Origin of the sequence: Bradyrhizobium sp. SZCCHNR2028, assembly GCF_032380995.1 — a bacterium.
Lineage (GTDB): Bacteria > Pseudomonadota > Alphaproteobacteria > Rhizobiales > Xanthobacteraceae > Bradyrhizobium.
Map to the genome: position 1 here is coordinate 49,640 of NZ_JAUHJF010000015.1, position 17,753 is coordinate 67,392.

The window sequence follows — 17,753 nt, forward strand, 5'->3', positions numbered from 1 at the left end:
GTCGGGAGCCTGCCGCCCCCATGGCCCGCCTGCGGAAAAAATGCAGGCGGCAGAACCACAGGTACGGCTGAGGACATCCCGGCCTTCCCTGCGCAATGGTTGGAACGGCTTATACGTGCTCTCTCCGGGGAACGGCTGTCTTGCCCCCGTCATCGCGATGCGCGTCATCCGCACCACGACTTGACGCCAGCACCGCGGCGCCGAGACCACACGATTTCGCCGTGCGCACCGGATCGTTCGTCCGCATGGAAGACCACGCTGCAACCCGTTGCGCCCACCGCATCCCGCGCTCCACGTCCGTGACGATCGCGATACGCCCCTCTGCAACGAGGCGGGACGGCGGTGAGTAAATCACGATTTTCAGAAATATGCAAGGGGCATATTTTGTGGAAACGAGTCGGGACGAGGGATCACATTATTGACGCCATCACCGTTCGGTCCGCCCCGGGGGCTATCGCATTTGACGATCGTAGTTTTGCGCTCGCCTGCCTCAAGGTCGTCATGGCCGGGCTTGTCCCGGCCATCCACGCCGTTCGGCATGCTGGGAACGACGTGGATGCCCGGGACCAGCCCGGGCATGACGGAGTAACTAACTGGCGTACTTGTTCGTCGCGACGTATCTCCATATGCAGTCGGACTCCGGTCAGCCTAGGCAAGCGATCGATCTCAAGACCAGGCCATGATCACTCTCGCGGCGGCAGAAGCTCGATCTCCTGTTCGCCGTGCCGGATCGCTGTCGGCAGGTCCTGCGCGACGAGGTCGGAAATCCATTGGACGAGCGCGGGCAGGGCTTCGTCCTTCGCGCGCCGACGAAGTCCAGGCAAGTCCCGCTCGTGCGCGGTGCCGACTTTGATGTTGAGACGCTCATAAGGAATGTCGCCGTCCGGCGGCCGATATCGCGCATCGAACAGACGCCTGCCGTGGCTGCGAACGAGGTGGATGCGAATGCCGCCGAGATCTCTTGCGGTCAGTGCGGCGAGGATGACGCTCGGTTTGAGAAGATACCCGTAGCCCTTGGGGATCTTGCCGGTTTCTGAGGTGAACTCCATGCGATATCTCTGGCAGGTTCGGAAACTGAGCCCGTAGGGTGGGCAAAGCGGAGCGTGCCCACTATTCTTTTCTTTTCAGCTTCTTTTTCAGCGGCGACGGCGGTGGGCACGACGCTTCGCGTCTTTGCCCACCCTACGGTCTCCGTTGGGGGGCTCGAGCGGAGCCCGTCACTCCGAATAGCGCTGCTCGGCCCAGGGATCACCGCGGTTGTGATAGCCGCGCACCTCCCAATAGCCGGGCGCATCCTTGTCCAGGAATTCGATCGCCTTCAGCCATTTTGCGCTCTTCCAGAAATACAGATGCGGCACGACGATGCGGACCGGGCCGCCATGCTCCTGGGTGAGCGGCGCGCCGGACCAGCTATGCGCGAGCAGGGCGTCCTCGGCGGCGAAGTCCTCCAGTGCGAGATTGGTCGTGTAGCCGTCGTAGGAATGCAGCACGACGAAATCGGTTGTGTCGCGCGGCCGGCAGGCGGCAAGCAGGTCGCGCGTCGCAAGCCCTTCCCATTGATTGTCGTAGCGCGACCAGGTCGTCACGCAATGAATGTCGGATGTGAACTGGCGCTGCTCCTGGGAGAGGAAGGCGGAGAAGTCCCAGAACAGAGGATTTTCCACCGCGCCATAGACGTCGAGCCGCCAGCGCTCTGATGTGACCGAGGGCGTCAGGCCGAGATCGAGCACCGGCCAGTCGCGGGTCAGATGCTGGCCCGGCGGCAGGCGCTGGTCCTCGGGCCGCACGATCCGGCCGGTCAGGAATTTGCCCTCGTGAGCCCAGCGCTCCTTGCTGCGGGTCAGCTTGCTCTCGGGCGGTAGCCCGGACTCGTCAGCCATGACGGCACCTCATCCGTGGTGGCAGCTCATTCATGGCGGTGCATCGCCGACGCATGCTTGGTGTCACGCATGGTCGCATAGATCAATAGCGACGTGAAGATCACGCCCGTGAGATAATAATAGAACCAGGTCTCGTGCCCAATGCTCTTGAAGTAGAGCGCGATAGCCGGTGCGGTGCCGCCGAACAGCGAGACGGTGATCGCGTAGGGCAGGCCGACACCGAGCGCACGGACATTGGTCGGAAACAGCTCGGCCTTCACCACCGCGTTGATCGAGGTGTAGCCGGCCGTGAAGATCCAGGCGCCGCAGATCAGCAGGAAAGCTGTGAACGGCTCCTTGGTGCCCTGCAGCACGGTCAGAATCGGGATCGTCGCCAGCGTGCCGGCGACGCCGAAGAAGATCAGCAGCGGCTTGCGGCCGATGCGATCGGAGATCGCGCCATAGAGCGGCTGTAGCACGCAGGCAAACAGCAGCGAGCCGAAGATCACCATCGTGGTCTGGTCCTCGGTGAGGCCGACCGACAGCTTGACGAAAGTCTGCATGTAGGTCGTGAAGGTGTAGAATGCCGCCGTGCCACCCGCGGTCAGGCCGACCACCAGCAGCAGCTCTCTCGGATATTTGAGCAGCGTGGTGATCGATCCCGACGGACTGACCGTCTTCTTTGCTTCCACGAAGGCCTCGGTTTCATGCAGGTTCCGCCGCATGACGGCGGTGAAGATGGCGAGGCCGGCGCCGATCGCAAATGGAATGCGCCAGCCCCATGCCTTGAGCTCCTCGGTTGTCAAGAACACCTTCTGCAGGAGCAGCAGCACGATGATCGCGGTGAGCTGGCCGCCGATCAGGGTGACGTATTGGAAGCTCGAATAGAAGCCGCGATGCTTGGCGTCGGCGACCTCGGACAGGTAGGTGGCGCTGGCGCCATACTCGCCGCCGAGGCTGAGGCCCTCGATGACGCGGGCGAGCGCCAGGATGATCGGCGCGGCGATGCCGATGGTGGCATAGGTCGGCGTCACCGCAATGATCAGCGAGCCGAAGCACATGCAGAGGACCGAGACGGTCAGCGACAGCCGCCGGCCATGGTGATCGGCGAGATAGCCGAACAGCCAGCCGCCGAGCGGGCGCATCAGGAAGGTCGCGGCGAACACGACCGCGGCGTTGAGCTGCTCGACGACCGGGTCCTTCGATGGAAAGAAGGCCGGCGCGAAATACAGCGCAAACGCCGTATAGGCATAGAAATCGTACCATTCGACCAGGTTGCCGGCCGAGCCGATCAGGATCGCCTTGATGCGGCGCTCGACGTCGCTGAACGTCGTGGCTTCTTCGGCAGGCTCGATCACCTGGTCAGTCATATCCGGTCTCCGGCAAGCGTGATTTGCGGCCCTTCTACGGCAGCAGCCCCGATTGCCACAGACGATAACGGACATGGGTCCCATGTTCAGCGCATGGAACTCTGCGCGCGTGCCACAAGCAGTGTCGAGGCGGGGGCGCATCACGCTGCGGCCCATCCTTCGAGACGCCCGCCTTCGGCGGGCTCCTCAGGATGAGGGGAATGACTTAGCCCTTCGGCGCGCGCGGATCGATCGGGGTCGAGCCGGCAACGCCGAGGACGTCCTCCAGCACCTTGGCGCCTGCGAGCAGCTTGGCGTCGGCGCGCGGCGCTGCGACCATTTGCAGTCCGACCGGAAGACCCGACGCCGTGAAGCCGCAGGGCAGCGACAGGGCTGGGCAACAGGCCAGCGTGATCGCGTAGACGATGCCGAGCCATTGCACGTAGTTGTCGAACTTATGCCCGGCGCATTCGGCGACGTAGCGGTTCTCGACCGGGAAGGGCGGTACGATGGTGGCCGGCGCCAGCAGCAGATCATAGGTCTCGAAGAACTTGACGGCGCGCGCGGTGATCGCCACGCGCTGCGCCTCGGCGCGCGCGATCTGCGCGACCGTGAGCTTCAGCCCTTCCTCGATGTTCCAGATCACCTCGGGCTTCAAGAGGTCGCGCTTGGTACGCAGCAGCTCCGCCTTGCTCATCGCGAAGTCGAGCGCGCGCAGCACGTGGAAGCATTCATGCGCCTCGCTGAAATCGGGATGCGTCTCCTCGACGATCACGCCGAGCTCGGCGAAGCGCTGCGCCGCCTTGCGGGTGACCGCAGCGACTTCCGGATCCACGGGCGTGATGCCAAGATCCGGAGAGTAGGCAACGCGGACCGGCTTCCTGCCGGAGCGCGCGGCGGCCAGGAACGACGTCGCAGGCGAGGGCAGCGAGATCGGATCCGCGGCGTGCTCGCCGCTCATCGCGTCGAGCAGCAGCGCGAGGTCCGCGACGTTGCGGGCCATCGGGCCCTGGATGGCGAGATTGCGGTCGATGGCCACCGCCGGCGTATGCGCGACGCGGCCGAAGCTCGGGCGCAGGCCGACGATGCCGCAGAAGCTCGCGGGGTTGCGCAGCGAGCCGCCCATGTCGGAGCCGTGCGCCAACCAGGCCATGCCGGTGGCAAGCGCCACCGCGGCGCCGCCGGAGGAGCCGGCCGCCGAGCGGGACGTGTCCCAGGGATTGCGCGTCGCGCCGAACACCTCGTTGAAGGTGTTGGCGCCGGCGCCGAACTCCGGCGTGTTCGACTTGGCGTAGATCACGCCGCCATTGGCTTCGAGATGCTCGACCATGAGATCAGAGCGTTCCGGAATCCGGTCCTTGAAGATCGGCGAGCCCTGGGTGGTGAGCACGCCGGCGACGTCGGTGAGGTCCTTGATCGGCACGGGCAGCCCGGCCAGCACCCCGCGCTCGGCAGCCGGTTTCTGCATCAGCGCCTTGGCGTGATCGCGCGCGCGGTCGAAGCACAGCGTCGGCAGCGCATTGACCTTGCCGTCGACGGCTGCGATGCGCGCTTCCAGCGCGTCGAGGCAATCCAGCGGCGTGACCTTGCCGGACTTCAACTTGTCGACGACGGCGCAGGCGCTCTCGCGGATCAATCCCTGGTCGGCCAAAGTGCAGTTCTCCTGATTGGAAGCGTCCCGGCGCAAAGTCGTAGATCATGTTTCGGCTGAGGTGGAAAGGTCGCGGCGATCAACCCCACCCTGCGCTGATGCCGCCATCGACGGTATAGATCACGCCGGAGGTGTAGCCGGCACGGTCCGAGGCCAGGAACGCCATCAGGTCGGCGATCTCCCTGACATGCGCGGGACGGCCGAGCGGCAGGCTCTTCTGGAATTCGGTGTAGCGGCTCTCGTCGCCGAACTGATGCTTGGCGCGGGTCTTGAGCAGAGTGACGTGGCGATCGGTGCCGACCGGCCCGGGATTGATGCCGACCACACGGATGTTGTCGGCGAGGCTCTTGGAGCCGAGCGCGCGGGTGAAGGCCATCAGCGCCGCATTGCCGGCGCTGCCGCAGATGTAGTTGGCGTCGAACTTCTCGCCGGCCGCGCCGATGTCGTTGATGATGACGCCGCCACCGCGCGCCTTCATCTGCGCATAGACCAGGCGCGTCAGATTGATGAAGCCGAACACCTTCAGGTCCCAGGCATGCCGCCAGGCCGCCTCGTCGATCTTGTCGATCGCGCCGCCCGGGATGTCGCCGGCATTGTTGACGAGGATGTCGATATCGGAAGCAGCTTCGGCCAGCCGCGCGACGTCCTCGCTCTTGCGCAGGTCCACGACATGCGCGGCCGCATCGATCTGATGCTTCGATCGCAGCTGCTCGACCAGGGCCGCGAGCCGGTCGCCACTGCGCGCTGCAAGCCTGACGTGACAGCCTTCCTCGGCGAAGGCTTCGGCGGCTGCGGCACCGATCCCCTTGGACGCGCCGGTGATGAGAACGCGCTTGCCGCGCAGATGAAGGTCCATGGACGTGCTCGCTGGGATGGGTGAGGAGATAGGATTGTCTGGCGCGTCAGCCATGCGGTCAATCTTGCACCGCAGCGTTGCGCTTGGGCGTGGTTTGGTTCATTCAGGCATTCGCCATTTCAGCCGGGCGTACCGGCGTAAACGACCAAGGATCCGCTCGATGAGCAAGAAGCCCTATCGCATCGCAGTCATTCCCGGCGACGGCATCGGCAAGGAGGTCATGCCCGAGGGCATTCGCGTGATCGAGACGGCGGCCAAGAAGCACGGCGTCGCGGTGCAGTTCGATCATTTCGACTTCTCGAGCTACGACTATTACGAGAAGCACGGCCAGATGATGCCGGACGACTGGAAGGCGCAGATCGGCGGCCATGACGCGATCTATTTCGGCGCCGTCGGCTGGCCCGCCAAGATCGCAGACCATGTGTCGCTGTGGGGCTCGCTCATCAAGTTCCGCCGCGAGTTCGATCAGTACGTCAATCTGCGTCCCGTGCGGCTGATGCCCGGCGTGCCGTCGCCGCTGGCGGGTCGCAAGCCCGGCGACATCGATTTCTGGGTGGTGCGCGAGAACACCGAAGGCGAATATTCGTCGGTCGGCGGCCGCATGTTCCCGGACACCGATCGCGAGTTCGTCACCCAGCAGACGGTGATGACGCGCACCGGCGTCGACCGCATCCTGAAGTTCGCCTTCGAGCTCGCTCAATCCCGGCCGAAGAAGCACCTGACCTCGGCGACGAAGTCCAACGGCATTTCGATCACGATGCCTTACTGGGACGAGCGCGTCGAGGCGATGGCGAAGAACTATCCGGGCGTGAAGTGGGACAAGTACCACATCGACATCCTCACCGCGAACTTCGTGCTGCACCCGGACTGGTTCGACGTCGTCGTCGGCTCCAACCTGTTCGGCGACATCCTGTCCGATTTGGGACCTGCCTGCACCGGCACGATCGGCATCGCGCCGTCGGGCAACATCAATCCCGAGCGCAATTTCCCGTCGGTGTTCGAGCCGGTGCACGGCTCGGCGCCCGATATCGCAGGGCAGGGGATTGCCAACCCGATCGGCATGATCTGGTCGGGCGCGATGATGCTGGAGCATCTGGGAGAGAAGACTGCAGCGCAGTCGATCGTCGGCGCGATCGAGCGGACGCTGGCCGAGCGGACGCTGCGCACGCGGGATCTGGGCGGCAACGCCGATACGGTGGCGTGCGGCAAGGCCGTCGCAGACATGGTGGACTAGTCGCCGCTATTTGCTCGATGTCGCCCCGGCGAACGCCGGGGCCCATAACCACCGGCCGTCATTGTAGCCGCCGATATCTGCCACCGCGCGCCACAGATAAATCACGCGGTATGGGTCCCGGCGTTCGCCGGGACGACGGTGGGGGGGGGCGGCAGCTCGATCAACATCGTCATTGCGAGGAGCGTAGCGACGAAGCAATCCAGGGCCGTCGCGGGGACTCTGGATTGCTTCGCTTCGCTCGCAATGACGAAGGAGAGAGCCGTAGGGTGAGCAAAGGCGCGGCTCTGCTGCATCCTCGCATGAGATCGCGGTGGCGCCGTGCCCACCGTCTTGCCGCGTACGCGCTGATCGACGGTGGGCACGCTGCCGCCTAGCGGCGGCCGCTTTGCCCGCCCTACGCGTCAACAACTACTTCTTCGCCACCCTGCGGCAGTGCTCCCACGCCGCGTGAATCAGGTTTTCGCTGGCTTCCGGCGTGCGGAACGCCGAATGCGCCGACAGCGTCACGTTGGGGATCGTGGTCAGCACGTGATCTGCCGGCAGCGGCTCGGTGTTGAAGACGTCGAGGCCGGCGTGGCGGATGTGGCCGGAGCGCAGGGCGTCGATCATCGCTGCTTCGTCGACGATGGCCGCGCGGGCGGTGTTCACGAAGATCACGCCCGGCCGCATCTGCGCGATGCGGTCGCGGGACAGGAAGCCGCGGGTGTCGTCGTTGAGAAGGAGATGCAGCGAGACGACGTGGCTCTCCTTGAGCAGCGTGTCGAGATCGACGAACTCCACGCCCGGATGACTCTTCGGCGAGCGGTTCCAGGCGATCACCTTCATGCCGCCGCCGGACGCGATGCGCGCGACTTCCGCGGCGATGCCGCCGAAGCCGATCAGGCCGAGGGTCTTGCCGGTCAACTGCATGCCGTCGTCGCGCAGCCAGTTGCCGGCGCGCATCTCGCGGTCCATCTGCGCGATGCCGCGGGCCGAGGCCCACATCAGCGCGATCGCTGCTTCTGCCACCGCCGTATCGCCATAGCCCTTGATCAGGTGCACGGTGATGCCGAGATCGGCCAGCTCCTCCGGATTCATGTAGCTGCGCGCGCCGGTGCCGAGGAACACGACGTGCTTGAGCCCCTTGCACTGCTTCGCGACCTCGGTGGGCAGGGCGGTGTGATCGACCACGCCGATCTCGGCGCCATCGAGAATGGCGGGCCAGTCGTCCGGCTTGATGTCCGGATCGAGATGCACGCGCATCTCGGGATCGCCCGATTTGCGCTGCCGCTCGAAAATCTCGGCAAGCGACTCGTTGGCGTCGATGAAAACTCCGCGCACGTGATGGTCTCCTTTCGGGATGTGCCGAGCAGTCGCGCCGACGAAGCTGTGCTCCCTCCCCCCTTGTGGGGGAGGGTTGGGGAGGGGGGTGGCTCCGGGCGAGACCGCCGTTTGACCGACCGGGTTGATCCCTGACATTTTGGACCGGGCTGATCCCTGACACTATTCGATCACTGCTGTGTTGTCTCCGCCGTTTCCTGCGCGACGCGGAGCCGCGCACGCGGCGGAGCAAAGCGCAGGAAACGGCGGTCGCGGTCGATCAGCCCGAGGTCTCGGCCCCAGAAGCGGACGATGTGGCCGCCGGTATCGTGCTTGGCGAGGCCGATGAGTTCGCCGGCGAGCGCTTCGCCAACGAAGACGTGCTCGCCTTGCCATTTGATGTCCCCGGTGGGACGCACGCGGCGGACCTCGTGATCGGCGTCGTACCAGGGATCATCGAGACGGTCTGGCATGAAGCGCACCGGCCTGCGCCAGAGCTTGACGGGGGCCACCTGGTCGAGCGCCTCGTGCGGCCGCTCCTCGTTGAAGTGGCGGCGAAAGGCGTCGAAGCGTCGCTGCTGCTCGGCGGCCGTGTCTGCCGGTGGCTTCGACGTCTCGGCCTTCAGCGTGCGGTGCATGCGCTCGTGCCGGCCGTTGTCCTGCGGGCTCGCTGGTGGGATGTAGCGTGGCTCGATGCCGAGCTTGAGCCACCACACCGAGAGCGCCGAAAGGCCGCCAGCTCCCGTCGATCCGAACGGTACTCCATTGTCGGAGCGGATCGCGTCGGGAAGGCCGATATCCTTGAAAACGCGCTCCAGAGCGCCCTTCACGCCAGCCCAGGTCGGATCGACAATGCGCACCTCGATGAGATAGCGGCTCGCCGCATCGGTGAGTCGGCGTGGCTGCGCTTCGACCAGGCCTTCACGCTTCAGGAGGTCGCCGATCGTCGAGGCCGCCGGCCAGTCGACCTCCGGCCGCTCGCGCGCGAGCCAGGCCTTGATCTTCTTGGGGCCAAAATGCGGAAACCGTCGTCGTGTTGCGATGATGCGCCGTGCCAGCCGGTCCGCTGTGGCGTGCGGGCAGTTCTGCACGGCGTGGCTCTTCTCCTCGAACCACTGCGGATCCCCGCTCGCGCGGCGGCGCTCCCAAACGTAGAACGTCTCCCGGCTGATGCCGTGCCGCGCGCACAGCTCCGTCACCGAAAAAGCTCCCGTGTCGTACTCCCGAAACAACCCGATACGCTGCTCCACAGGACTGCTCTCCCTGAAAGGCATCGACCGATCCTCCTTCGAATCGGACGAAGCTTGCCTGTCAGGAATCAACCCGGTCTGAATTGTCAGGACTCAGCCCGGTTCATACCGTTGTGGACCCCCACCCCCGACCCCTCCCCGCAAGGGGGAGGGGAGCTCAGTGTGCCTGCGCGACTTAGATCGGAGAATGATAACTTAAAGTAGCAGCGAGTGAGAGCAATCAGCCCGTCACGACGCCACGCCCGCCAGCGACAGCACGGTGTGCAGCAGCACGTTGGCGCCGGCGGCGCAGTCGGATTGCGTGGCATCCTCGAGCTCGTTGTGGCTGATGCCATCCTTGCAGGGCACGAACACCATCGCGGCCGGCATGATCGTGTTGAGATTGCAGGCGTCGTGGCCCGCTCCCGACGTGATGCGCCGGTGCGAATAGCCGAGCGTGCCGGCAGCGCGCTCGACGGCATCGACCAGCTTGGGATCGAAGTGCGTCGGCGGCTTGCGCCAGACCTGGTCGATCGCAATCTCGACTTTGCGCTTCTTGGAAATCTCGCTCGCCGCCGCACGCAGGCTGGTATCGAGCGCGTCCAGCGTCTCGGCGTTGGCGCTGCGGCAGTCGATGGTGAAGGCGATCTCGCCGGGGATCACGTTGCGCGAGGGATTGGCGATCACGGCCTCGCCGATGGTGGCGACCGCGTTCGGTCCGAGCTTGAGCGCGATCTGCTCCAGGGTGAGCGCGAACTCCGACAGCGCCAGCAGCGCGTCGCGGCGCAGCGGCATCGGCGTCGAGCCGGCATGGCTCTCGAAGCCGGTGACCTTGCCGTCGTACCAGAACACGCCCTGGCCGTGATCGACCACGCCGATGGTCTTGTTCTCGGCCTCCAGGATCGGACCCTGCTCGATGTGCAGCTCGACGAAGCCCGAGAATGTCTGCGTGCCGACCTTGGTCTCGCCGCGATAGCCGATCTCGTCCAGCGCCGCGCCCACGGTCATGCCTGCGGCATCTGTCCGCGACAAAATGTCCTCGACCGTGAAGTCGCCGACATAGGCGGCCGACGCCATCATCGCCGGCGCGAAGCGCGAGCCTTCCTCGTTGGTCCAGTTGACGATGCAGAGCGGCGCGTCGGTCTCGATGCCGGCGTCGTTGAGCGTGCGGATCACCTCCAGCGCGCCGAGCGTGCCGAGAATGCCGTCGAACTTGCCGCCCGTCGGCTGGGTGTCGAGATGCGAGCCGAGCCCGACCGGCGGCTTCGACATGTCGCGGCCCTTGCGAAGTGCGAACATCGAGCCGAGCGTGTCGACGTGCACGTCGAGCCCGGCATCCTCGCAGGCTTTGCGGAACCAGTCGCGGACCTGCTTGTCCTCCTGGCTCAAGGTCAGCCGCCGCACGCCGCCCTTCGGCGTCGCGCCAAACCTGGCGGTCTCGTGAATGCTGTCCCAGAGGCGGGCGGAATCGATCTGCAGATTGGTTACGGCGCGGCTCATGCTTGAAGTCCCTGTACTCCGGCGTCCTGTCCATCGCGCGCCGCGACGATGGCGTCAACCGATGTGGCCGGATGGCTGGCCGTCTGCGCGGTTCTGGCTGCGAGCTCGGCAACGCGCTCGATCGCGACCATCTCGGGGGACGACAGCCAGCTCGCCGTGAAGGTCAGCGGCGGAATCCGCAAATCCGTTTTCAACTCCTGCAGGCGTCCGCGCTCGATCTCGTTGGCGACGATCGCCGCGGGAATGACGGCGACGCCGAGGCCCTCGACGGCCATGTGGATCACGGTCGCCAGCGAGGCGCTGGCGTGCAGACGCATCGGCGGCAGATGCGGGCGATTGAAGAGCGAGCGCACATTGTCGTAGGGCTGGGTGTTGCGCGGGAAGGTAATGATTGGAAACCGTGCCATCTGCTCCGCGGTCACGAGGCCATCGCCGAAGCCCAATGCAGGGCTGGCGAGAAAGCTGATCGGATAATCGCACAGCACGCGGCTGCGGATGCCGGACTCGGAGGGAGAGCCAAGCGCGAAGGCCAGCTCGATCTCCTGCGCCAGCAGCCGTGCGTGCAGATTCGGCGTGACGTCGACCTCGATCTCCAGCGACAGGTTCGGATAGCTCTCATTGACGCTCTTGATCAGCCGCGGCAGCCAGTCGTGCACGATGGTCTCGGCGACGCCCAGCCGGAGCACGCCGCGCATCGCGGAGCGGTCGCCGACCTCGGCCAGCATCTCCGCGCGGAGGCCGATCAGCTTCTCGGCATAGACCAGCATCTGCCGGCCGCTGGCAGTCGGGGAGGCCACGCGATGATCGCGGTTGAGCAGCTTGACGCCGAGTTCGCGCTCGAGCTGGGCGATGCGCTGGGAGATCGCGGGCTGGGTCGTATTGAGGCGCTGCGCCGCGCCGCGGAAGCTGCCAAGCTTCACGACCCAGAGGAACGTCTCGATGGAACGGAAATCCAACATCGTGCTCGCCTCGGATCAATCTGTCTTATCGATCCTGATTAAAAACGAAGATTAGACTTTATAGCATGGCTAATGTTGAGTGAGTTTGTCGAGATATTAGGCAAGCGGCACAAATGACTGTTTCTGCGGCACTGCAGCAATCAGCGGACGAGACGGAGCTTCTCCCGAGCCATCAGGCCCGCCTGGATTATCGCACCGGCAAGGGCTGGAGCACGGCGGGGGTCGCCAACGGCTTCGTCCAGGGCAATCTGGCGATTATCCCCGAGACGTACGCTGGCGCCTTCCACCGATTCTGCCAGCTCAATCCAAAACCGTGTCCGATCATCGGCATGTCCGAACCGGGCAATCCTTTCATTCCGGCGCTCGGCGCCGACCTCGACATCCGCACCGATGTGCCGCGCTATCGCGTTTGGCGCGATGGCGAGATGGTCGAGGAGCCGACCGATCTGCTCTCGCACTGGCGCGACGATCTCGTCACCTTCGTGCTTGGCTGCTCGTTCTCGTTCGAGGAGGCGCTGATGGCGGACGGCCTGCCGATCCGCCACATCGAGCAGGGCTGCCGCGTGCCGATGTATCGCACCAACATCGCCTGCACGCCGTCGGGGCCGTTCGCAGGCCCCATGGTGGTGTCGATGCGCCCATTCAAGCCGGCGCAGGCGATCCGCGCCGTGCAGATTACGACGCGCTTTCCCGCCGTGCACGGCGCGCCCGTGCATCTCGGTCATCCCGACCAGATCGGCATCGCCGATATCAGCAAGCCGGACTACGGTGACCCGGTGCCGGTCGGCGCCGACGAAATTCCCGTCTTCTGGGCCTGCGGGGTGACGCCGCAGGCGGTCATCGCTGCGGCCAGGCTGCCCTTCGCCATCACCCACGCACCGGGATTGATGCTGATCACCGATCTCAGGAACAAGGATCTCGCCGTCCTCTAATCAGGCAGCCATGCTGCCTTTTGAGCCTTTACCACCGATCTCAACCGCTTCATCGATGCGCTTTCATCAGAGGATCTTGCCATGACCATCACGCGCCGTAACGTCCTGCTTGGAGCCACCGCTGCCGCTGCTCTCGGTCCGATCGCCGCCCGTGCCCAGACGTCGGAAGTGAAGATCGGCGTCATCTATCCGTTCTCCGGCGCCAGCGCCCAGATCGGCGTCGACGCGCAGCGCGCGTTCGAGACGGCGGCCGAGATCATCAACGGCAAATACGACTACGACCTGCCGCTGGCCCGTACCGAGGGCCTGCCGGGTCTCGGCGGCGCCAAGATCAAGCTGGTGTTCGCCGACCATCAGGCCGATCCGCAGAAGGGCCGCGCCGAGGCCGAGCGCCTGATTACCCAGGAGAAGGTTGCAGCCGTGATCGGCTCCTATCAGAGCGCCGTCGCCGTCACCGCGAGCCAGATCTGCGAGCGCTACCAGATCCCGTATCTGTCGGCTGACAATTCCTCGCCGAGCCTGCATCGCCGCGGCCTGAAGTATTACTTCCGCGCAGCGCCGCATGACGAGATGTTCTCGCAGGCGATGTTCGACTTCTTCGATGCGATGAAGAAGAAGGGCACCAAGATCGAAACCTTGGCCCTGTTCCACGAGGACACGATTTTCGGCACCGATTCCAGCAACGCGCAGCTCAAGCTCGCGTCCGAGCGCGGCTACAAGGTCGTCGCCGACATCAAGTACCGCGCCAACTCGCCGTCGCTGTCGGCCGAGGTGCAGCAGCTGAAGGCCGCGAATGCCGACGTGCTGATGCCGTCGAGCTACACCACCGACGGCATCCTGCTGGTCAAGACCATGGCCGAGCTCGGCTACAAGCCGAACGCGATCGTGGCGCAGGACGCCGGCTTCTCCGAGAAGGCGCTGTATGACGCCGTCGGCGACAAGCTCGAAGGCGTGATCTCGCGCGGCTCGTTCTCGCTCGATCTCGCCGCCAAGCGGCCGATGGTCGGCAAGATCAACGACATGTTCAAGGCCAAGTCGGGCAAGGATTTCAACGACTACTCCTCGCGCCAGTTCATGGGCCTGATCGTGATGGCCGACGCCATCAACCGCGCCAAGTCGACCGACGGCGAGAAGATCCGCGACGCGCTGGCCGCGACCGACATGCCGGGCGAGCAGACCATCATGCCGTGGAAGCGGGTGAAGTTCGACGAGAGCGGCCAGAACAACGACGCCGATCCGGTGTTGCTGCAATATGTCGGCGGCAAGTTCGTCACCATCTTCCCGACCCAGGCGGCGGTGGCGCAAGCCAGTTGGCCGATGAAGTAAGCACGCGCAGGGCGCGGGCGGCGCTCTGCATCGGACCATGGCGGAGCATCGGTCGTGCTCCGTCATTGCGAGGAGCGCAGCGACGAAGCAATCCAGGGGCCCCAAAGAAGGTCTGGATTGCTTCGCTTCGCTCGCAATGACGGGGGAGCAAGTGAAGTGACAGCAGAAACAATCATCCAAAGTCTCGCCAGCGGCCTGTTGATGGGCCTGCTCTACGGTCTGATCGCCGTGGGGCTGGCACTCATCTTCGGCCTGATGGACGTCGTGAACTTCGCCCATGGCGAGTTCCTGATGATCGCGATGTACGCGACCTTCTTCCTGTTCGCTTATCTCGCGCTCGATCCGTTGCTTGCTGCACCGCTGGTCGCCGCCGCCTTATTCGTGTTCGGCGCGGTGGTCTATCTCCTGATCGTCAGGTTTGCGGTCCGGGCCAAGGCCAATACCGGCATGGTGCAGATCTTCTCCACCTTCGGGCTCGCGGTGCTGATGCGCGGGGTCGCGCAGTATTTCTTCACGCCGGACTATCGCAGCATTCCGCATTCCTGGCTCGGCGGCAAGACGGTCTCGATCGCGGGGATCTACCTGCCGCAGCCGCAACTGGTCGGTGCGCTGATCGCGATTGCGGCCTTCGCCGGGCTCTATTTCTTCATCCACCGCACCGATTTCGGCCGGGCGCTGGAGGCGACGCGAGAGGATGCCGGCGCGGTGGCGCTGGTCGGCATCGACAAGAACAAGGTGTTCGCGCTCGGCTGGGGCCTTGGTGCGGCGCTGGTCGGCCTCGCCGGCGCAGTCATGGCGATCTTCTTTTACGTCTTTCCCGATGTCGGCGCGTCGTTTGCGACCATCGCCTACGTGACCGTGGCGCTCGGCGGCTTCGGCAGCGTGTTCGGCGCCTTCGCCGGCGGCATCGTCGTCGGCCTGGTCGAGGCGATCACGACGTTGATCATGCCGCCGTCACTCAAGACCGTCGGCATCTACGGCGTCTATCTCCTCGTCGTCTTCATCCGCCCGCGCGGCCTGTTCGGATCGATCTGATGGACAAGGCATTCATTCAACGCCGCCGGCGCGACCTCGTCCTCGCCGCCTTCCTCGCTGCGGTCGCTGCCGCGGTGCCGCTGTTCGTCAAGGACGTCTACGTCCAGAACATCATGGTGCTGACCCTGATGTATGCGGCGCTGTCGCAGAGCTGGAACATCCTGTCCGGCTATTGCGGCCAGATATCGCTCGGCCATGCGCTGTATTTCGGGCTCGGCGCCTATACTACGGCGATCCTGTTCACCAAGTTCGGCGTGCTGCCGTGGTTCGGCATGATCGCCGGCGGTCTCATCTCTGCCGTCATTGCGATGGCGCTCGGCTATCCCTGCTTCCGGCTCGGCGGCCATTACTTCGTGATCGCAACCATCGTGATCGCCGAGATCACGCTGCTGCTGTTCCAGAACTGGGACTGGGCGGGTGCTGCGCTCGGCATCGACATTCCGGTGCGGCGTGACTCCTGGCTGACCTTCCAGTTCACCCGCTCCAAGCTGCCGTACTTCTACTTTGCACTCGTGCTCGCCTGCGTCGCCTGGTTCGTGACCTGGTGGCTGGAGGATTCGAAGTGGGGCTATTGGTGGCGCGCGGTGAAGGACAACCCGGTCGCCGCCGAGAGCCTCGGCGTCGACGTGTTCAACTCCAAGATGGGCGCGGCGGCCGTCTCGGCCTTCCTGGTCGCGATCGGCGGCAGCTTCTATGCGCAGTTCGTGTCCTACATCGATCCTGAAAGCGTGATGGGATTCCAGTTCTCGCTCTTGATGGCGCTCCCGGCCGTGCTCGGCGGCATCGGCACGCTGTGGGGACCGATGCTGGGCGCGGTCATCCTGATCCCGCTGACCGAGCTGACCCGCTCCTTCATCGGCGGCTCCGGCCGCGGCGTCGACCTGATCGTGTATGGCGGCCTGATCGTTGCGATCTCGCTGGCGCGGCCGCAGGGTCTGGTCAGCCTGTTCTCGCGCAAGCCGAAGCCGGCCGCAAATCCGGTGCGAGAGGCGGTGGCGTCATGACCGCGCTGCTGGAAACCCGCAACATCACCCAGCGCTTCTCGGGCCTGACGGCGAACTCCGACGTCTCGATCTCGGTCGGGCGCGGCGAGATCGTTGGCCTGATCGGTCCGAACGGCGCCGGCAAGTCGACTTTGTTCAACCTGATCGCCGGCGCGTTCAAGCCGACCGAAGGCTCGATCATCTTCGACGGCGAGGACGTGACGGCGCTGCCGGCGGCCGAGCGCTGCCAGCGCGGCATCGGCCGTACCTTCCAGGTGGTGAAGAGTTTTGAGAGCATGACGGTGATCGAGAACGTCATCGTCGGCGCGCTGGTCCGCACGACCAACATGCACGACGCCCGGCGCAAGGCGCATGAGGTGCTGGCCTTCTGCGGGCTCGATGCGCGTGCCGACGTGCTCGCCAGCGATCTCGTCCCGTCGGAGAAGCGGCGGCTGGAAGTGGCCCGCGCGCTCGCGACTGAGCCGAAGCTGCTGCTGCTCGACGAGGTGCTGACCGGCCTGACGCCGGTCGAGTCACAAAAGGGCGTCGAGCTCGTGCGCCGTGTGCGCGACACCGGCATCACGGTGCTGATGGTCGAGCACGTCATGGAGATCGTGATGCCGCTGGTCGACCGCGCCATCGTGCTCGATCTCGGCAAGGTGCTGATCGAAGGCAAGCCCACGGACGTCGTCCGCGATCCCAAAGTCATTTCCGCCTATCTCGGAGACCGCCATGCTGTCGGTGCGTGACGTCACCACCGCCTATCAGGGGCTGGTTGCGATCTCGAACGTCTCGATCGACGTCAACAAGGGCGAGATCGTCTGCGTCGCCGGCGCCAATGGCGCCGGCAAGTCGACGCTTCTGAAGTCGATCGCCGGCGCCGAGCGGCCGCGTGCCGGCGCCGTCACCTTCGACGGCAATCGCATCGACGGCATGGCGCAGCATCTGATCACGGCCAAGGGCATTGCCTATGTGCCGGAGAACCGGCGGCTGTTTCCGCGGCTCTCGGTGCGCGACAACTTGAGGCTCGGCAGCTATCTGTATCGCGGCGAGGCCAATCGCGAGGAGCCGCTCGACTTCGTGTTCAAGCTGTTCCCGCGATTGTCCGAGCGGCTGGACCAGCGCGCCGAGACGCTGTCCGGCGGCGAGCAGCAGATGCTGGCGATCGGCCGCGCACTGATGACCCGGCCGCGGCTCCTGATGCTCGACGAGCCGTCGCAGGGCATCATGCCGAAGCTGGTCGACGAGATCTTCCAGGCGGTGAAGCGCATCCGCGACGCCGGCATGACCGTGCTGATCGTCGAGCAGCGCATGGCCGAATGCCTGGAGATCGCCGACCGCGCCTACATCCTCCAGACCGGCCGCGTCCTGATGCAGGGCACGGCGGCTGAGATCAGCGGCAACAAGGATGTGCGGAAGGCGTATCTGGGGCTGTGATCGACTGTGTGCTTCGCAGCCGCCGAGCCGCTGCAAAGCAAGGGTAATACAGGGTTCTTGCTGCGGCCCCCTGGATCGCTTTGCTCGGTATGACGGAGTATGTG

Annotated in this window: 16 protein-coding genes; 7 read left to right on the forward strand and 9 right to left on the reverse strand. The window is 65.1% G+C overall.

Translation table 11 applies throughout. The features are described from left to right. Positions 1–683: 683 nt before the first annotated feature. The 5 genes from QX121_RS22185 to QX121_RS22205 all read right to left on the reverse strand — a co-directional run bounded on the left by QX121_RS22185 (position 684) and on the right by QX121_RS22205 (position 5,715). On the reverse strand, positions 684–1,049 hold the full coding sequence (locus QX121_RS22185) for a hypothetical protein (protein ID WP_315779585.1): 366 nt from the start codon (positions 1,047–1,049) through the stop codon (positions 684–686). Between the two features lie 168 nt (positions 1,050–1,217). Next, entirely contained in the window at positions 1,218–1,880 is a 663-nt protein-coding gene (locus tag QX121_RS22190) for a sulfite oxidase-like oxidoreductase (RefSeq protein ID WP_315813029.1), read from the reverse strand. Between the two features lie 26 nt (positions 1,881–1,906). Continuing rightward, positions 1,907–3,229 (reverse strand): MFS transporter, encoded by a 1,323-nt coding sequence (locus QX121_RS22195; protein WP_315737218.1) that lies wholly within the window; start codon positions 3,227–3,229, stop codon positions 1,907–1,909. Positions 3,230–3,434: 205 nt separating this feature from the next. Next, entirely contained in the window at positions 3,435–4,859 is a 1,425-nt protein-coding gene (locus tag QX121_RS22200) for an amidase (protein ID WP_315813030.1), read from the reverse strand. 79 nt (positions 4,860–4,938) lie between these two features. Further along, positions 4,939–5,715, reverse strand: a complete 777-nt coding sequence (locus QX121_RS22205; protein WP_315776434.1) for an SDR family oxidoreductase — start codon at positions 5,713–5,715, stop codon at positions 4,939–4,941. A 160-nt stretch (positions 5,716–5,875) separates the two neighbouring features. On the opposite strand from QX121_RS22205, the gene QX121_RS22210 reads away from it, so the two are divergent. Continuing rightward, positions 5,876–6,949: a tartrate dehydrogenase gene (locus QX121_RS22210; protein ID WP_315776435.1), complete on the forward strand. Its 1,074-nt coding sequence runs from the start codon at positions 5,876–5,878 to the stop codon at positions 6,947–6,949. A gap of 408 nt (positions 6,950–7,357) precedes the next feature. On the opposite strand, the gene QX121_RS22215 is transcribed toward QX121_RS22210, so the two are convergent. The 4 genes from QX121_RS22215 to QX121_RS22230 all read right to left on the reverse strand — a co-directional run bounded on the left by QX121_RS22215 (position 7,358) and on the right by QX121_RS22230 (position 11,936). Then, positions 7,358–8,269, reverse strand: a complete 912-nt coding sequence (locus tag QX121_RS22215; RefSeq protein WP_315813031.1) for an NAD(P)-dependent oxidoreductase — start codon at positions 8,267–8,269, stop codon at positions 7,358–7,360. 170 nt (positions 8,270–8,439) lie between these two features. Then, a complete protein-coding gene (locus QX121_RS22220; RefSeq protein WP_315811377.1) occupies positions 8,440–9,522 on the reverse strand; it encodes an integrase core domain-containing protein in 1,083 nt (360 codons plus the stop codon). 204 nt (positions 9,523–9,726) lie between these two features. Then, positions 9,727–10,977: a Zn-dependent hydrolase gene (locus tag QX121_RS22225; protein WP_315813032.1), complete on the reverse strand. Its 1,251-nt coding sequence runs from the start codon at positions 10,975–10,977 to the stop codon at positions 9,727–9,729. Further along, positions 10,974–11,936 (reverse strand): LysR family transcriptional regulator, encoded by a 963-nt coding sequence (locus QX121_RS22230; protein ID WP_315813033.1) that lies wholly within the window; start codon positions 11,934–11,936, stop codon positions 10,974–10,976. The genes QX121_RS22225 and QX121_RS22230 overlap by 4 nt, the downstream gene beginning before the upstream one ends. A 113-nt stretch (positions 11,937–12,049) precedes the next feature. Here QX121_RS22230 and QX121_RS22235 point away from each other — a divergent pair, with 113 nt between their 5' ends. The 6 genes from QX121_RS22235 (at position 12,050) to QX121_RS22260 (ending at position 17,649) form a co-directional block, all read left to right on the forward strand. Further along, on the forward strand, positions 12,050–12,868 hold the full coding sequence (locus tag QX121_RS22235) for a putative hydro-lyase (protein ID WP_315813034.1): 819 nt from the start codon (positions 12,050–12,052) through the stop codon (positions 12,866–12,868). Between the two features lie 81 nt (positions 12,869–12,949). Continuing rightward, positions 12,950–14,194, forward strand: coding sequence for an ABC transporter substrate-binding protein (locus QX121_RS22240; RefSeq protein WP_315813035.1), 1,245 nt, complete (start codon positions 12,950–12,952; stop codon positions 14,192–14,194). A 156-nt stretch (positions 14,195–14,350) separates the two neighbouring features. Beyond that, positions 14,351–15,229 (forward strand): branched-chain amino acid ABC transporter permease, encoded by an 879-nt coding sequence (locus QX121_RS22245; protein ID WP_315813036.1) that lies wholly within the window; start codon positions 14,351–14,353, stop codon positions 15,227–15,229. Then, a complete protein-coding gene (locus QX121_RS22250) occupies positions 15,229–16,233 on the forward strand; it encodes a branched-chain amino acid ABC transporter permease (RefSeq protein ID WP_315813037.1) in 1,005 nt (334 codons plus the stop codon). Before QX121_RS22245 ends, QX121_RS22250 begins: the two co-directional genes overlap by 1 nt. Continuing rightward, positions 16,230–16,961, forward strand: coding sequence for an ABC transporter ATP-binding protein (locus tag QX121_RS22255; RefSeq protein WP_315813038.1), 732 nt, complete (start codon positions 16,230–16,232; stop codon positions 16,959–16,961). Before QX121_RS22250 ends, QX121_RS22255 begins: the two co-directional genes overlap by 4 nt. Next, positions 16,945–17,649, forward strand: a complete 705-nt coding sequence (locus tag QX121_RS22260; protein WP_315813039.1) for an ABC transporter ATP-binding protein — start codon at positions 16,945–16,947, stop codon at positions 17,647–17,649. The genes QX121_RS22255 and QX121_RS22260 overlap by 17 nt, the downstream gene beginning before the upstream one ends. The last annotated feature ends 104 nt before the right edge of the window (positions 17,650–17,753 follow it).

Coding starts and splice junctions, on each gene's coding strand:
- QX121_RS22185 (WP_315779585.1), bottom strand. CDS start 1,049: ATGGAGTTCACCTCAGAAACCGGCAAGATCCCCAAGGGCTACGGGTAT.
- QX121_RS22190 (WP_315813029.1), bottom strand. CDS start 1,880: ATGGCTGACGAGTCCGGGCTACCGCCCGAGAGCAAGCTGACCCGCAGC.
- QX121_RS22195 (WP_315737218.1), bottom strand. CDS start 3,229: ATGACTGACCAGGTGATCGAGCCTGCCGAAGAAGCCACGACGTTCAGC.
- QX121_RS22205 (WP_315776434.1), bottom strand. CDS start 5,715: ATGGACCTTCATCTGCGCGGCAAGCGCGTTCTCATCACCGGCGCGTCC.
- QX121_RS22210 (WP_315776435.1), top strand. CDS start 5,876: ATGAGCAAGAAGCCCTATCGCATCGCAGTCATTCCCGGCGACGGCATC.
- QX121_RS22220 (WP_315811377.1), bottom strand. CDS start 9,522: ATGCCTTTCAGGGAGAGCAGTCCTGTGGAGCAGCGTATCGGGTTGTTT.
- QX121_RS22225 (WP_315813032.1), bottom strand. CDS start 10,977: ATGAGCCGCGCCGTAACCAATCTGCAGATCGATTCCGCCCGCCTCTGG.
- QX121_RS22230 (WP_315813033.1), bottom strand. CDS start 11,936: ATGTTGGATTTCCGTTCCATCGAGACGTTCCTCTGGGTCGTGAAGCTT.
- QX121_RS22235 (WP_315813034.1), top strand. CDS start 12,050: ATGACTGTTTCTGCGGCACTGCAGCAATCAGCGGACGAGACGGAGCTT.
- QX121_RS22240 (WP_315813035.1), top strand. CDS start 12,950: ATGACCATCACGCGCCGTAACGTCCTGCTTGGAGCCACCGCTGCCGCT.
- QX121_RS22250 (WP_315813037.1), top strand. CDS start 15,229: ATGGACAAGGCATTCATTCAACGCCGCCGGCGCGACCTCGTCCTCGCC.
- QX121_RS22255 (WP_315813038.1), top strand. CDS start 16,230: ATGACCGCGCTGCTGGAAACCCGCAACATCACCCAGCGCTTCTCGGGC.
- QX121_RS22260 (WP_315813039.1), top strand. CDS start 16,945: ATGCTGTCGGTGCGTGACGTCACCACCGCCTATCAGGGGCTGGTTGCG.